Raw genomic sequence first — 14276 nt, forward strand, 5'->3', positions numbered from 1 at the left:
GTTCTCGTCGTTCGGGGGTCCTGGGGTGGGGCGTCAGTGCACCCGACGCCAGAGGAACTCGTTGATCACCCGTTCCTCCTGCAACCCCTTGCCCTCGAACTTCGTCACGGGTCTGTCCAGACTGAACGGTACGTGGCGGAGGTCCGTCGCGGGGTCCAGCCGCTGGAGCGCGGGCTCGGCGTCGCCGGTCTCGGCGATCCACTCGGCGTAGTCGGCGTGGTCGGTGGCCACGTGCAGCACGCCGCCCGGCTTCAGCCGCGAGGCGATGAGCTCGAAGGTGCCGGACTGCAGGAGCCGCCGCTTGTGGTGGCGGGCCTTGGGCCAGGGGTCGGGGAAGAACACACGGACACCGTCCAGGCTGGCCGGCGCGATCATGTTGGTGAGCACGTCCACGCCGTCGCCGCGGATCATGCGCACGTTCTCCAGGCCCTCGCGCAGGATCATGCCCAGCAGCTGGGCCAGTCCCGGCTGGTAGACCTCCACGGCGATGACGTCGATGTCCGGCTCGGCCGCGGCCATGGCGGCCGTGGAGGTACCGGTGCCGGAGCCGATCTCCACGATCAGCGGCGCGCGCCGGCCGAAGAGCGCCTCGGGGTCCACGATCTCGTCGGAGACGTTGCGACCGTAGGTCGGCCAGTGCTCCTCCCAGTTGCGCTGCTGACCGGGCCGCAGGGTGCCGCGGCGGAACCGGTAGGCGGTCACCCGGGGGAAGAGACGGGCACTGTCGTCCGGGGTGCCACCGCCGTCCGGGGTGCCGCTGTCGTCCGGGGTGCCACCGGCCGCGTGGGCGGGGTTCTCGCTCTGGTTCACCCGGCCATCATCCCGTAATCAGTGGTCGCCACCGAATCCGGGCGTCGGGGTACGAGGGGAAGGCCTTGCCGCCCGCAGGCCGTCAGGCCACGATGAGCGCGTGCCGACCGCGACCCCCGACACCGAGCCCACGGCCCCGGTGCGCGCCTCCGATCCGGACCCCGCCGCGCGGGTCCGGCGCCTGGTCGCGTCCGCCCGGGAGCGGGACGGGGGCCGGGGTGGGACCGGTCCGGTGGAGGCCGCCGTCGCGCGTGTCGACGCGCCGGCCGATATCCGCATCCGCGGCGGCCTGGGCTCGGGTCGCCGCACGCTCGCCGCCGCGCTGCGGGTCCGCCGGGGGTGGCGCGCGCGGGTCGACGACCTGGACGTCGTCGCGGCACCCGGCGCCGTGCCCGTCGCGCCGCCGGATGCGGAGATCGTGTGTCTGCGCACCGCCCCGTGCCGCCACGAGGAGGCGTGGATACGTCGCGCGCGCCGGCACCCGCTGCTGGTGGTGGCCACCGGGGTCGATGACGACGACCCGCCGCACTGGGCCCGTGGGCTGCCCGCCGTGGACGCGCGCGAGCCCGAGAACCGGTCGGTCGACGGCGTCGTGTCCTTCCTCGAACGCGCCCTGCTCGATCTGTCGACGACCCGGGTGTCCCGTCTCGAGGCCGAGTTGGAGATGCTCGCGGTCCACGACGAGGTGGGCGATCTCGCCGAGGCCGCCCTGTGCGCCCTGGGCGCGGCCGCGCTCCCCGGATCGGCGTCGACGTGACGGCCGCTCCGGCCCCGCCCCGCGAGCTGACGATCGCGGTGCTGGGGGCCCGGGACTCCGCCGCTCCCGCCGTTGCCTCGGCGTTGTCCGCCGCCGCGGGCACAGCGTTGTCCGCCGCCGCGGGCCCGGCCGCCGACGCCGGAGCCCGGATCCGCGTACTCGTCGACGCCTCACCCGAGGACCGGCCGGACGCGGCGGTCCTGGTCGTCGACGCCGTGTGCCCGGTGCGCCCCGACGACGTCGAGGTCGCGCGCGGCGTGGCCGCCCGCCTGCCGATGGCCGTGGCCGTGGCCGGGCGCGCCCACACGTGCACGGCCGAGCACCTCTCGGAGTCGGTCGACGTCACCACCCGCCGCCTGGTCGACGCGGGCGTGGACTGCCCGGTCCACGTCGTCGACGACGCTCACCCCGGCGCGCCCGCCGCGCTGCTGTCGTCGCTCCTGGCCGCCGTGCGCGCGGGCTCCGTGCCCGCCGCGCCACGCGGGCCCGGCCCGCGGCCGGCCGGGCCCGACCCGGCGACCGCCACCGTCGACTGGCTCCTCGCCCGCCGCACCGAGGCCATCACCACGCGCTCGCAGGCGTTGCGCCAGGACGTGCAGGCGCTACGCATGGAGGTGGTCCAGGACCTGCACCGGTCCGTGCGTGACCTCGGTGGCCGCGCGCGCGAGGAGCTCGCCGCCGCGCCACGGTCCCGCGTCGACGCCCTCGTCCGCAGACTCGCCGCCGACGCCGACGCCGCCGTGGCGGCCACCGTCGCCCGCGCCGACCGCCGCGCCGACGCCCTCGTCGCCCGGCACCTCGGCTCGACCGCCCCGACCGGACCGCGGATCCCCGCGCCGACGAGCGGCCTCACACCCGGCCGCCCGCCCCGCAACACCGGGGAGGAACTGCTCGTCATGATCACCGGCGCCGCCGGTGGCACCGGCGTGGGCAGGATGCTGCTCGCCCCGCTCGCGGAGGTCCCCGGGGCCGCGGCTCTCGTCATCCCGCTGGCGCTGCTGTGCGGCGTGGCGCTGGGCTGGGTCACCGTCACCGTGCGCCGGACGCAGGCGCTGCGCACGCACACCGTCGCCGCGGTGGGCGACAGGCTCGCGGCGCTGCGCGCCGAGACCGAACAATCCCTCGGCTCACGGATCCTCGCCGCCGAGGCCACGATCACCGACGGGTTCGCCCACGATCCCGGGCCCCGGGTCACCGACCTCGACCGGCGCATCCGCCGGGTGCGTGCCGAGCAGGCCGCCCGGCCCCACACCACCGCAGGGGGCACGTCGCCATGACCGATCCACTCGCCGGCCCGGACCCGTTCGACCACCACACCGCGCCCGACGTCTGCGGCCTGGAGGGCGCGCCGCTGGCCGAGCCGTCGTCGCTGGGGCTGCACGTCCCCGTCGGCGACGAGGTCCTCGATCTGGGCTCACCCGAGGCGGACCTCGACGGGGACGGATTCATGGAGGCGGTCACGCGCGGCGACGACCGCGGCCTGACCGTGTACACGGACGTCGACGGCGACGGCACGGTCGACCACGTCTCGACCGTGCGCTTCGACGGCAGCTATGACTCGTGGCGGCTGGCCAATCCCGCCGAGGGAGTACCCTTCGGGGGCTTCACCAACGAGACCGGGGACGATCCGGCCGCGCCGCTCCCGCCGCCGGCGCGCTGGGAGCGCATCGACCACGGCCACATCTGAGGGATCCCTCACATTTGGGCGCGAACGGGGGCTCGGACGCGGCGATCCGCACCGGTTGGCGATACCCTGTGACCAAGACCATGCACCACGCGCGAGGAGCTGTGATGACCACCACCACCATTCCCGGCCTCGAGGGTCAGGCACCAACCGATCACACCGAGATGCTCGCGTGGATCGCGGAGGTCGCCGAACTCACCCAGCCGGACCGGGTCGTCTTCGCCGACGGCTCCGACGCGGAGTGGGATCGCCTCACCGCCGAGATGGTGGAGGCCGGGACCTTCGTCAAGCTGAACGAGGAGAAGAAGCCCAACTCGTTCCTGGCGCAGTCGGACCCCAAGGACGTCGCCCGCGTCGAGTCGCGCACGTTCATCTGCTCCGAGACCGCCGAGGGTGCCGGCCCGACGAACAACTGGCGCGACCCGGCCGAGATGCGCGCCCAGATGACCGACCTCTACCGCGGCTGCATGCGCGGGCGCACCATGTACGTGGTGCCCTACTGCATGGGCCCGCTGGACGCCGAGGACCCCAAGCTGGGCATCGAGCTCACCGACTCCGCGTACGTGGTCGTCTCCATGAAGATCATGACCCGCATGGGCTCCGCGGCCCTCGAGAAGATCGGCGCCGACGGCGCCTACGTCAAGGGCCTGCACTCGGTGGGTGCCCCGCTCGCCGAGGGCGAGAAGGACGTCCCCTGGCCGTGCAACGAGGAGAAGTACATCACCCACTTCCCGGAGACCCGGGAGATCTGGTCCTTCGGCTCCGGCTACGGCGGTAACGCCCTGCTGGGCAAGAAGTGCTTCGCGCTGCGCATCGCCTCCGCCATGGCCCGCGACGAAGGTTGGATGGCCGAGCACATGCTCATCCTCAAGCTCATCTCCCCCACCGACGAGGTCCACTACATCGCGGCGGCCTTCCCGTCCGCGTGTGGCAAGACCAACCTCGCGATGATCCAACCCACCATCGAGGGCTGGCGCGCCGAGGTGGTCGGTGACGACATCGCCTGGATGCGCTTCGGCGCCGACGGTCGCCTCTACGCCGTCAACCCCGAGTACGGCTTCTTCGGCGTGGCCCCCGGCACCAACTACTCGTCCAACCCCAACGCCATGAAGACGCTGGAGCCGGGCAACGCGATCTACACGAACGTCGCGCTGACCGACGACGGCGACGTGTGGTGGGAGGGCCTCGAGGGCACTCCGGACCACCTCATCGACTGGCTGGGCAACGACTGGACCCCTACCGGCGACGGCGAGGCCGGCAACGCCGCGCATCCCAACTCGCGTTACTGCGTGCCGATCGACCAGTGCCCCGTCACGGCGCCCGAGTTCAACTCCCCGGAGGGCGTGCCGATCTCGGCGATCCTCTTCGGTGGCCGGCGCGCCGACACGGTCCCGCTGGTCAGCGAGGCGTACTCGTGGAACCACGGTGTGTACATCGGCGCGACCCTGTCCTCCGGGCAGACCGCCGCCGCCGAGGGCCAGGTCGGCGCGGTGCGTCGCGACCCGATGGCCATGCTGCCGTTCGTCGGCTACAACGTCGGCGAGTACTTCCAGCACTGGGTCGACATGGGCGCCCGCGGTGGCGACAAGATGCCCAAGATCTTCCTGGTCAACTGGTTCCGCAAGGGCGCCGACGGTCGCTTCCTGTGGCCGGGCTTCGGCGAGAACAGCCGCGTGCTCAAGTGGGTCATCGACCGCATCGAGGGTCGCGTCGAGGGTGACGAGACGGCCGCCGGCCTCACCGCCCGCGCCGCCGACATCGACATGACCGGGCTCGACACCCCGCTCGAGGACGTCGAAGCCGCCCTGGCCGTCGACCCCGAGGAGTGGCGCCGCGAGCTGCCGCTCATCACCGAGTGGCTCGAGTTCTGCGGCCCCAAGGTCCCGGCCGAGGTCCACGAGCAGTTCGCCGCCCTCAAGGAGCGCCTGGGCTGACGCTCCCTTCACACGGTAGATAGCGGACGGGTCACACATTTTTTTCCGGTGTGACCCGTCTCGCTATTACTATGTGTTCGACGCTCTTCACAGTGGCGCCACCAAGTGTCAAAGTGAACGGCTGAGTGGGGAGCAGCACCGCGTTCCCGCGGAGGGAGAAGTATGAGAGCCACCGTCGTCGGACTCATCGCCCTCCCCGTGGCGGCCGCGGGGCTGGCCCTCGCCGTCACGGCCTTGGACCCCGGGAACGGCGAGGCCCCTCCCACCGCTGCCGAGCGGACCGCCACCGCCTCGACCGGCGGAGGCTCCGACGCCGCAGCCGAGACCCTGGTCGCCGCCCCCGAGCCCGCCGGCACCGCCATCGAGGGCGTCCGGCCCCACCTCACCGTGATCGACGGCCTGTCCGCCCTCCCCGTCCCGGCGACGATCCCCTCGGTCCTGTCGACACTGGCCGCGCAGCCGGCCGACCTCGCGCCCCTGCCGACGCGGGCCGACGGCGGTACCGAACCCGCGCGCTCGAGAGCCGGAGCGGCGACCGGTGACGGCGCCGGGCGCGGTCAGATCCGTGACACCGTGGACCGCGACGAGCCGCTCGGCTCGGCCGGTTCGGGCGAGGACGACACCCCGACGGACGGCACCGATCCCCAGGCTCCCCGGCCGGGCCAGGATCGCCCCGCCATCCCGTCGCCCATGGGCGACGGCCCGAAGGGCGAACTGCCCACCGGCGACGGTGGCGAGGACGAGCCCGCCGAGGGCACGCCCGCTCCGGACGGTGACGGCCCGCCCCCGCTGACCGACCGTCCTCCGCTGACCGACCGTCCTCCGCTGACGGGCCGGCCGCCACTGACCGGCAGGCCGCCGCTGACCCTGCCCGGCCCGCCCGGTGGTGGCACGTCCCCGTTGGATCCGCCGCCCCACGTCGTCGACGACCTCCCGTCCCCGGACGCGGGCGCGCCCGATCGTCCGGAGCACCCGGCCCACGGGGACGCGCCGGACATGATCGGACCGGTGGTGGGCGCCCCGATCGTCGTCCCGACCCCGGACGTCCCCGCCTGGGACACCCCGGACGCGGCGATACCCGCCGATGACGTCTCCGCACCGAGGTGAGCCCCGCTCTCCGTAGGTCACAGCCGGCCCGGTGGTGGCATTCTGCGCGTCTGCGCATCACCGTCAGCATCACCCTGGTGACCGCGGCCGTGTTCGCCGCGATGGTGGTCTTCATGATCCAGATGCTGGACCTGAGCACGGAACGCGTCACCGACTCCCGGCTCAACCGCGAGGCGGCCGACTTCTCGACCTTCATGTCCGCCGGTATCCTGCCGTCGTTCGAGTCGGACGACCCCACCGTCGAGCAGCTCATCCGGGCGTACCTGGCTCAGCAGTACCCTTCCTCCGAGATGCTGCTCGTCGGCACGGCCATCGAGTCGGGGACCCAGTTCACCCTCTCCCGGTACGGACCGGACGAGGACCGGCTGTTCCCCCCGGCCATGCGCTCGCAGATCCAGCGGATCGGACTGTCCCCCATGGAGGACTCCGGCGTGATCGACGACTCGGTGCGCTGGCGCAAGGCCACCGTCGAGAGCCCCGCCGGGCCGGCCAACATTGTGGTGGCCATCAACGACCGCGGAACGCAGGACGAGACCCGCCGCGTCAAGAGCTTTCTGCGCTGGGCGGCCGCCGGGGGCATGGTGGTGAGCGCGTTGCTCGCGTGGTGGATCGCCGGCCGGATGCTCGTCCCGGTGCGACGGATCCGCGAGGCGGCGGAGACCATTTCCGCGGCCGATCTGTCACGGCGCGTGCCCTCCGACGGGCCCGACGAGATCGTCGCCCTCGCCGACACCGTCAACGACATGCTCGAGCGGGTCGAGGAGGCCTACCGCACGCAGCGGGAGTTCCTGGACGACGCCGGCCACGAGCTGCGGACACCGCTGACCGTGGTGCAGGGCAATCTCGACCTCATGCCCGAGGACCCGGAGGGCCGGGCGGAGACCATCCGGCTCATGCAGGACGAGCTGTCCCGGATGACCCGCATCGTCGAGGACCTGCTCACGCTCGCCCGCGCCGACCGTCCGGACTTCCTCCGCACCGCCGCGACCGACGTCACGGAGCTCGTGCTGGACGTCGAGGCGAAGATCGAGGTGGTGGCCGACCGGGACTGGCGGGTGCTGCCGTACGCCGAGGGCCTGGCCAGGTTGGACCAGCACCGGATCACCCAGGCCCTCATGCAGTTCTGCTCCAACGCGGTCCGGTTCACCGGCCCCGGGGACACCATCGAGATCGGGTGCCGGGTCATCGAGCCCGGTGACCCGACCATCGCCGCGGAGCTCGTGTCCGGGGCCGTCCCGGAGACCCCGGAGCGGGAGTCCTACCGTCGCCGGCTTCTGTGGTGGGTCCGCGACCGGGGGCCGGGGATCCCGCCCGGCGAGGAGGAGAGCATCTTCGAGCGGTTCCACACCGCGCGCGGCCAGCTCCGTGACGGACGCGGCGGCACCGGCCTCGGGCTCGCTATCGTCTCGACGATCGCCAAGGCGCACGGAGGCCGCGCGTTCGCGTTCAACGCCGCCGGGGGCGGCGCGACGTTCTGCATCGTCATCCCCTTCGTCGCGGCGCCGCCCGCGAAGGGTTCCGGCTCGCCCGCCGGGACCGACCCGTCCGACGCGAGCGGCTCCGAGACCCGCTGAACCCCCCGGTCCCCGGCCGAGCCGCGGACACGGTCGCCCGCCAGCGTCCAGCAGCGCGGTACCCGTGCGATACTCCGAAGTCGGAGAAGGAGGGATGCATGACGAACGTTCTCGTCGTGGAGGATGATGACCTCATCCGCTCGGTCTTGGTCAAGGCACTCGGTGGTGCCGAGTACACCGCACTCGAGGCGGTGGACGGGGAGAGCGCGCGTGCCATCCTGTCGACCATCTCCGACATCGACCTGATGTTGCTCGACATCGGCCTGCCCGACACCGACGGACTGACGCTGCTGCGCGAGGCCCGCGATCGCGGGTTCGCCGCGCCCGTCATCATCCTCACGGCCCGCGACAGCGTCGCGAACACCGTCGAGGGACTGGAATCCGGCGCCAACGACTACATGGTCAAGCCTTTCCGAGTCCCCGAGCTGCTCGCCCGCATCCGGCTGCGGTTGCGCGAGCACGAGGCGACCGAAGACCCGGGCGTCCTCGAGCACGCCGGCATGCGCCTGGATATCCGTACCCGCCGCGTCGAGGTGGACGGCCGCATCCAGGAGCTCACCAACCGCGAGTACTCGCTGCTGGAGATGCTGCTGCGCAACAAGGGCGAGACCATCAGCCGCGAGCAGCTCCTCGAGAGCGTCTGGGGCATGGACTTCGACCCGGGTTCCAACATCGTCAACGTCTACATCCGCTCCCTGCGCCGCAAGATCGGTGAGAACAAGGTGCAGACGGTGCGAGGGGTCGGCTACCGCGTGGAGTGAGCGCGCGGGCCGGGGCGCCCGCAGGCGTCAGGTGCCGGACGGCTCCCAGCCGAACGGCATGAGCACGCTCTGCAGTTCGCAGTACGCGTCCAGCCCCTCGGGCCCGTTCTCGCGGCCGATACCGGAGTTCTTGAACCCGCCGAACGGGGCGGTGGGATCGAAGGCGTACCAGTTGATGCCCATGGTTCCGGTGCGCACCCGCTGGGCCACGGCGAGCGCGGCGTCCGGGTCCGACGAGTACACCGCGCCGGCCAGGCCGTACTCGGAGTCGTTGGCGATCCGCACGGCGTCGTCGACCGTGTCGTAGGGGATCACCTGCAGGACGGGACCGAAGATCTCCTCCTGGGCGATGGTCATGGAGTTGTCCACATCGCGGAAGACGGTCGGCTGGACGTACGCGCCCTCGGCCACGTGCTCGGGCAGGCCCTCGACCTCGCCGCCACCGTAGGCGATGGTCGCGCCCTCCTCGACGCCCTTGCGGATGTAGCCCTCGACGGACGCCTTCTGCTTGTGGTTGGCCAGCGGGCCGAACACGGTGCCCTCGTCGGCGGGGTCTCCGAGGGGCATCAACGAGACGTTCTCGACCAGCGCGTTGACGACCTCGTCGTAGCGCGAGCGCGGCGCCAGGATCCGGTTCTGGGACACGCACGCCTGGCCGGAGTTCATGAGTGCGGAGAACACCATGGTGCCGGCGGCGGAGGCCAGGTCGGCGTCCTCGAGGACGATGGCGGCGCTCTTGCCGCCCAGCTCGAGCGAGCAGCGCTTGAGGCCCTGCGCGGCGATCCCGGCGATGTGCCTGCCGACCTCGGTGGAGCCGGTGAACGAGATCTTGTCGACATCCGGGTGGGACACCAGGTGATCACCCACGGAGCTGGGGCCGGTCACCACGGACAGCACCCCCTCGGGCAGGCCCGCCTCGCGGAACAGGTCCGCCAGCCACAGCGCGGACAGCGGGGTGGCCGAGGACGGCTTGAGGATGACCGAGCTGCCGGACAGCAGGGCCGGCGCGAGCTTGGCGGTGTTGAGGTAGAGCGGGACGTTCCACGCGGTGATCGCCGCGACCACGCCGACGGGCTGGCGGGTGACGACAGAGGCGCCGAAATCGCCGTGACGCACCTCGGACCACGGGAAGGTCTCGGCGAGGCGGGAGTAGTAGCGCAGTACGCCGAGGGTGGGGGTCACCTGGATCATCGAGGCGGCGCTCGCGGGCGCGCCCATCTCCTGCGACAGCAGGGTGCAGACCTCGGCCTGGCGCTCCTCGAGCATGTCGGCCACGCGAGCGAGCAGTGCGCCGCGCTCGGCGGGCGGCGTGTTCCGCCAGACGCCGGACTCGAACGAGTCGCGGGCCTGGCTGATCATCTCCTCCAGGTCCTCGGTGGTGGTCTCGGCGACACGACCCACGACCGTGTTGGTGGCCGGGGACGTCACCTCGAGGACGCCGGTGGTGACCGGATCGGTCCAGCGGGTGCCGGAGAAGAGCTTGTCATGGACGACGACCACGGGGGACCTCCGTGCGGTGGGGTACATAAGCGGTGGGAACCGTCCCGCCAACCAGGAGTGAAGCTAACGAGAACGTGTTCCACCTCACTGTAGCGAGGGTCCGGCCCGCCGTGGGGCGCTACTTCGCGCGCAGTACCAACACGAGATTCGACACGAGCACCTCGCGCACGAGCGGCACGCGCACGAGCCACCACGCCCACCGCGGGTGGTAGCGCGGGAACGCGGCGAGCAGGTCGGCGGCGTCGGTGTCGCGCGCCCAGGCCAGGCCGTCAGCGCAGCCCACCTCGAAGAGGGACTCGCCGTAGACGTTCTTGGGCGGGCGGCCGTGGCGGCGCTCGTAGAGGCGCCGCGCGCGCTCGCCGCCGAGGTAGTGGGTCAGGCCCATCTCGTGGCCGCCGAAGGGTCCGTACCAGAGGGTGTAGGAGACGACGACGAGGCCGCCCGGTCGCGTCACGCGGCACATCTCCTCGGCCATGCGCCAGGGCTCGGGCACGTGCTCTGCCACATTGCTGGAGATGCACACGTCCACCGCGTCGGTCCGCACCGGCAGGGCCATCCCGCTGCCGCGGATCGACCCCGTCTGGTCCAGGCCCGCCGCGGACATCTCCCCGACGTCCGGCTCGACGGAGACGTACCGGGCGCCCTCGGCGGCGTAGGCGTCGGAGAAGTAGCCGGGCCCGCCGCCCACGTCGAGGACCGTCAGCCCGGGCAGTCGACCGGCGTCGGGGCCGGGGCCCGGCCGGGCGGGCCGATCGCCGGACTCGGCCCACAGGTCGGCGACCAGCTCGACGGTGTCGCGCGCCAGGCCGGAGTAGAAGGCGTCCGGGTCGGCCTGCTCGAGGGGGAACGAGCGCAGCAGCCCGAGCGAGCGGCCGAGGGTGGCGCGGCGGGCCACCGATCGCAGCGCGGGCGAGCGGTGGACGGGATCGGTGAGCACGGCGGTGACGATACCGGCGGTCCGGGGAGGCCCGGCCGCCCGCGTACAGTGTCCGGGTGGCTCGAATCCTGCTGCTGTGTTGGCGCGACAGTACTCATCCGCAGGGCGGCGGCAGCGAGCGCTACCTCGAGCACGTCGCGGACGGTCTCGCCGCGGCCGGCCACACGGTCGTCTACCGGACCTCCCGCTCGCGGGGCGCGGCCCGCTCCGTCACCACCTCCACCGGCGTGCGGTTCAGCCGGGCCGGCGGACGTTTCACCGTCTATCCCCGGGCGCTGCTGGCGATCCTGTCCGGCCGGTACGGGCTCGGCCCGCTCGGGGTTCTGCGACGGCCCGACGTCGTCGTCGACACCCAGAACGGCGTCCCCTTCTTCGCCCGCCTGGCCACCACCGCCCCCGTCGTGGTGCTGGTCCACCACATCCACCGCGAGCAGTGGCCGGTCGCCGGGTGGCTGGTCGCGCGGATCGGGTGGTGGGTCGAGTCGTGGCTGGCGCCGCGCGTCCACGCCCGGTCCCAGTACGTCACCGTGTCGCTGCCGTCGGCCGACGAGCTCGCCGCGCTCGGCGTCGCGCCCGCGCGCATCGCGGTGGTCCGCAACGGCCTCGACCCGCTGCCCGACGGCGTCACACCGGCCGCGCAGGACACCCGCGCCGCCGGCCCGCGCCTCGTCGTCCTGTCCCGGCTGGTCCCGCACAAGCACGTCGAGGACGCGCTGGACGTGCTCGCGACCCTGCGGGCGAGTCGGCCCGGGCTCGTGCTGGACGTCATCGGCAGCGGCTGGTGGGCCGACCGGCTCCGCGAGTACGCCGCCGAGCGCGGGCTCACCGCCCCCGCGGGCGGGGCCGGTGGCGTGGGCGGGGCCGGCGGCGTCGTGTTCCACGGCCACGTCGACGAGGCCACCAAGCACCGCCTGCTCGCCGGCGCCGCCGTCCACCTCATGCCCTCGCGCAAGGAGGGCTGGGGGCTCGCCGTCTCCGAGGCCGCGCAGCACGGGGTCCCCACCGTCGGGTACCACCACGCCGCGGGACTCCGGGACTCGATCGACGACGGCGAGACGGGCCTCCTCGTGGACGACGTCGCGGCCATGACCGTCGCCGCGGACCTCCTCCTGTCGGACCCCGACCTGCGGGAACGGATGGGTGAGGCCGCCCGCCGGAAGGCCGCGGGGATGTCGTGGCCCGCCACCGGCGCGGCGATGGCGCGGGTCCTCGCGGCCGTCGCCGAGGGCCGGTGGGTCAGCGGCGTGATCGACGGCCGGGCCGACCGCTAGCCACCGCCGCGCCGGCCAGCGTGAGCAGCCACAGCGCGTGCGCCGCCAGCACCGCTGCGCGAGCCCACGCCGGGGCGCCGGGAGGGGTGACCGCGCTCCATCGCGAGTCCGCGTCACCGGGCCCGTCCGGCGGGGCGAGCTCGTGCAGGGTCAGTTCGGGGTCGGAGAACCTCGTCGTCGTCGCCGTCAGGGTCTCGTCCGCCGCGCCCCGGGGCCCGGCGGACGTGCGCTCGTCGAGCACCCACCGCACGCCCATGCCCGCCAGCTCGCGGGGGTCGGCTCCCCGCAGCAGCGCGTCGGTGGCGCGGCGCGCGCGATCCCCCTCGCCCGGCACCGCGGTGGCGTCACCCGCACCGACGCCGGCCCCGGCCACGATTAGGTCGCCCGGGACGAGGACGCGGGTGTCGAGCAGCCGCGGCGCGGGGTCGAGGACCGGCCGGCCGTCGGCCCACAGCGGCGTCGAGCGGAACGACCCCGCCGGCAGCACCAGCAGGTCCCCGGGCCGACCGTCGACGATGCCCGCCACCTGCGCCCACCCCGGCCCGTACGTCACCGGCCGCAGCTGCTGCCACAGCGCGCTGGGGGCGTCGGGGACGGAGGTCACGGCCACCGCCGTGACGAGCATTCCGGCGGCGATCGACCGCACGCGCGCGGGAAGGCCCCGGCCGGCGGCCCGGGCGGCGCCGGCGCGAGTGGCGAGGGCGCGGGCGGCGAAGGCCAGCGCGAGCACGGTCGCCGGCAGTGCCAGCGCCACGAACTTCTGGGTGTCGCGCAGCAACCCCGCGCCCGGTACGGCGGTGACCAGCGCCTCCATCGCCGCGAGGCCCGGGCCCGTCGCGGCGGCGGCGACGAGCAGCCACGCGGCGAGGGCCACGGGGACCGTCGCGCGCACCACCGGGTCGCGCCGCGCCCGCCACAGGCCGCGCGCCGCGAGCGTCCACACGAGCAGCAGCGCGACCAGCGCGGCGGCCGCCCACCACGTGGCACGCGAGGGCGGCACGGCCTGGGAGTTCCAGATCCCCCCCAGCGCGACGACCGAACCCAGCGTCCCGATCCCCGGCTCGGCGCGGGTGGCGAACGCGGCCACCCCTGCGGCCGCCTCCGCTCCCCCGACGGCGGCGCCGCCCAGCCCGGCGCCGGCCCAGTCACCCGCCGCGGTGAGGGCGGTCGCCAGCGCCCACGGCAGGGCGGTCACAACAGCTGTAGCGGCGAGCGCGACCGCAGCCCGGGTCCGGCGAGCGCCACCTCCCCCACAGACCAGCGCCACCACCGTCGCGACGACCGCCAGCACCCACCCCGTCGGCGTGAGCCCGGCGGCGGCCAGCGCCGCGCACGCCGCGGCGACCCGGGGCCGACCGCGCGCGAGCAGAACCGGCATCGACACCACCGCCGCGACCCCCGCCAGCAGCGACCAGTGGCCCTGGAGGAGCCGCTCCACCACGAGCGGATTCCACACCGCGCCCACCACTGCCGGCAGCCGCAGCCACGCCCCCGCGGCCCGACCAGCGGGGGCCACCCGCCGCACGAGCGCGCCCGCCGAGACCGCCAGCCACACACAGAACACCGCCGCGAGCAGACCCGTCAGCGGCCACACCGGCAGCCCGACCGCGCCCAGCGCCCGTGTCGCCCACGCCACCGCCACGTCCTGCGGGACCGCCCGCGCCGCCGACTCCCCCAGCCCGAGCGAGGCGTCCGACAGCGGCGGCGTCGGTGTGGCCACCCAGTCCCGTAACAGCGGAAAGCCCGGCCGCGCCACCCCGGCCAACAGAACGCCCGAGACGACCACACCCACCGCGGCGTCCGTCACGGCCGGCCGCACGCTCACGCGACGGAACCCGGCAGTCGAGGACATGCGCACATTCCACCACGCGGCCCGGTCGCCCCGATCGCCCTGGCCGGGCCGGGCGACCCGGCGCCAGCGCGTCGCCCGGGGTGCAGCCG

At 73.8% G+C, this 14276-nt stretch carries 12 protein-coding genes; 8 read left to right on the top strand and 4 right to left on the bottom strand.

What is annotated here, in order from left to right:
- Positions 1–33 precede the first annotated feature (33 nt).
- Complete coding sequence (gene trmB, locus VYL96_RS14500) at positions 34–810, bottom strand: tRNA (guanosine(46)-N7)-methyltransferase TrmB (protein ID WP_007630135.1); 777 nt, start codon at positions 808–810, stop codon at positions 34–36.
- A 100-nt stretch (positions 811–910) separates the two neighbouring features.
- Here trmB and VYL96_RS14505 point away from each other — a divergent pair, with 100 nt between their 5' ends.
- From VYL96_RS14505 to VYL96_RS14535, 7 genes are all read left to right on the top strand, one after another.
- Positions 911–1567: a hypothetical protein gene (locus tag VYL96_RS14505; RefSeq protein ID WP_131885065.1), complete on the top strand. Its 657-nt coding sequence runs from the start codon at positions 911–913 to the stop codon at positions 1565–1567.
- On the top strand, positions 1564–2844 hold the full coding sequence (locus VYL96_RS14510; RefSeq protein ID WP_131885066.1) for a hypothetical protein: 1281 nt from the start codon (positions 1564–1566) through the stop codon (positions 2842–2844). The genes VYL96_RS14505 and VYL96_RS14510 overlap by 4 nt, the downstream gene beginning before the upstream one ends.
- Positions 2841–3254: a DUF6802 family protein gene (locus tag VYL96_RS14515; RefSeq protein WP_131885067.1), complete on the top strand. Its 414-nt coding sequence runs from the start codon at positions 2841–2843 to the stop codon at positions 3252–3254. Before VYL96_RS14510 ends, VYL96_RS14515 begins: the two co-directional genes overlap by 4 nt.
- 104 nt (positions 3255–3358) lie before the next feature.
- The gene (locus VYL96_RS14520) at positions 3359–5185 is read left to right on the top strand and encodes a phosphoenolpyruvate carboxykinase (GTP) (RefSeq protein ID WP_131885068.1); all 1827 of its coding nucleotides are present in this window, start codon (positions 3359–3361) and stop codon (positions 5183–5185) included.
- A gap of 162 nt (positions 5186–5347) precedes the next feature.
- Complete coding sequence (locus VYL96_RS14525) at positions 5348–6292, top strand: hypothetical protein (RefSeq protein ID WP_131885069.1); 945 nt, start codon at positions 5348–5350, stop codon at positions 6290–6292.
- 77 nt (positions 6293–6369) lie between these two features.
- The gene (locus VYL96_RS14530) at positions 6370–7866 is read left to right on the top strand and encodes a sensor histidine kinase (protein ID WP_243699585.1); all 1497 of its coding nucleotides are present in this window, start codon (positions 6370–6372) and stop codon (positions 7864–7866) included.
- Positions 7867–7964: 98 nt separating this feature from the next.
- Positions 7965–8627 carry a response regulator transcription factor gene (locus VYL96_RS14535; protein WP_131885071.1) on the top strand — a complete coding sequence of 221 codons (663 nt, stop codon included), beginning with the start codon at positions 7965–7967 and terminating at the stop codon, positions 8625–8627.
- Positions 8628–8654: 27 nt separating this feature from the next.
- Here the strand turns inward: VYL96_RS14535 and VYL96_RS14540 are convergent, their stop codons facing one another.
- A complete protein-coding gene (locus tag VYL96_RS14540) occupies positions 8655–10154 on the bottom strand; it encodes an aldehyde dehydrogenase (RefSeq protein ID WP_131885072.1) in 1500 nt (499 codons plus the stop codon).
- A 91-nt stretch (positions 10155–10245) separates the two neighbouring features.
- Positions 10246–11064: a class I SAM-dependent methyltransferase gene (locus VYL96_RS14545; RefSeq protein WP_131885073.1), complete on the bottom strand. Its 819-nt coding sequence runs from the start codon at positions 11062–11064 to the stop codon at positions 10246–10248.
- 56 nt (positions 11065–11120) lie between these two features.
- Between VYL96_RS14545 and VYL96_RS14550 the strand changes: the two genes are divergently transcribed.
- On the top strand, positions 11121–12335 hold the full coding sequence (locus tag VYL96_RS14550) for a glycosyltransferase family 4 protein (RefSeq protein ID WP_131885074.1): 1215 nt from the start codon (positions 11121–11123) through the stop codon (positions 12333–12335).
- On the opposite strand, the gene VYL96_RS14555 is transcribed toward VYL96_RS14550, so the two are convergent.
- On the bottom strand, positions 12301–14187 hold the full coding sequence (locus tag VYL96_RS14555) for an MmpA family trehalose lipid delivery protein (RefSeq protein WP_243699586.1): 1887 nt from the start codon (positions 14185–14187) through the stop codon (positions 12301–12303). The genes VYL96_RS14550 and VYL96_RS14555 overlap by 35 nt on opposite strands.
- Between the last annotated feature and the right edge of the window lie 89 nt (positions 14188–14276).

The organism is Dietzia maris (genome assembly GCF_036287335.1).
Classification (GTDB): domain Bacteria; phylum Actinomycetota; class Actinomycetes; order Mycobacteriales; family Mycobacteriaceae; genus Dietzia; species Dietzia cinnamea.

Excerpts from the sequence above, each read along its gene's own strand:
- VYL96_RS14515 (WP_131885067.1), top strand. The coding sequence starts at position 2,841 with ATGACCGATCCACTCGCCGGCCCGGACCCGTTCGACCACCACACCGCG.
- VYL96_RS14520 (WP_131885068.1), top strand. The coding sequence starts at position 3,359 with ATGACCACCACCACCATTCCCGGCCTCGAGGGTCAGGCACCAACCGAT.
- VYL96_RS14525 (WP_131885069.1), top strand. The coding sequence starts at position 5,348 with ATGAGAGCCACCGTCGTCGGACTCATCGCCCTCCCCGTGGCGGCCGCG.
- VYL96_RS14535 (WP_131885071.1), top strand. The coding sequence starts at position 7,965 with ATGACGAACGTTCTCGTCGTGGAGGATGATGACCTCATCCGCTCGGTC.
- VYL96_RS14540 (WP_131885072.1), bottom strand. The coding sequence starts at position 10,154 with ATGTACCCCACCGCACGGAGGTCCCCCGTGGTCGTCGTCCATGACAAG.
- VYL96_RS14555 (WP_243699586.1), bottom strand. The coding sequence starts at position 14,187 with ATGTCCTCGACTGCCGGGTTCCGTCGCGTGAGCGTGCGGCCGGCCGTG.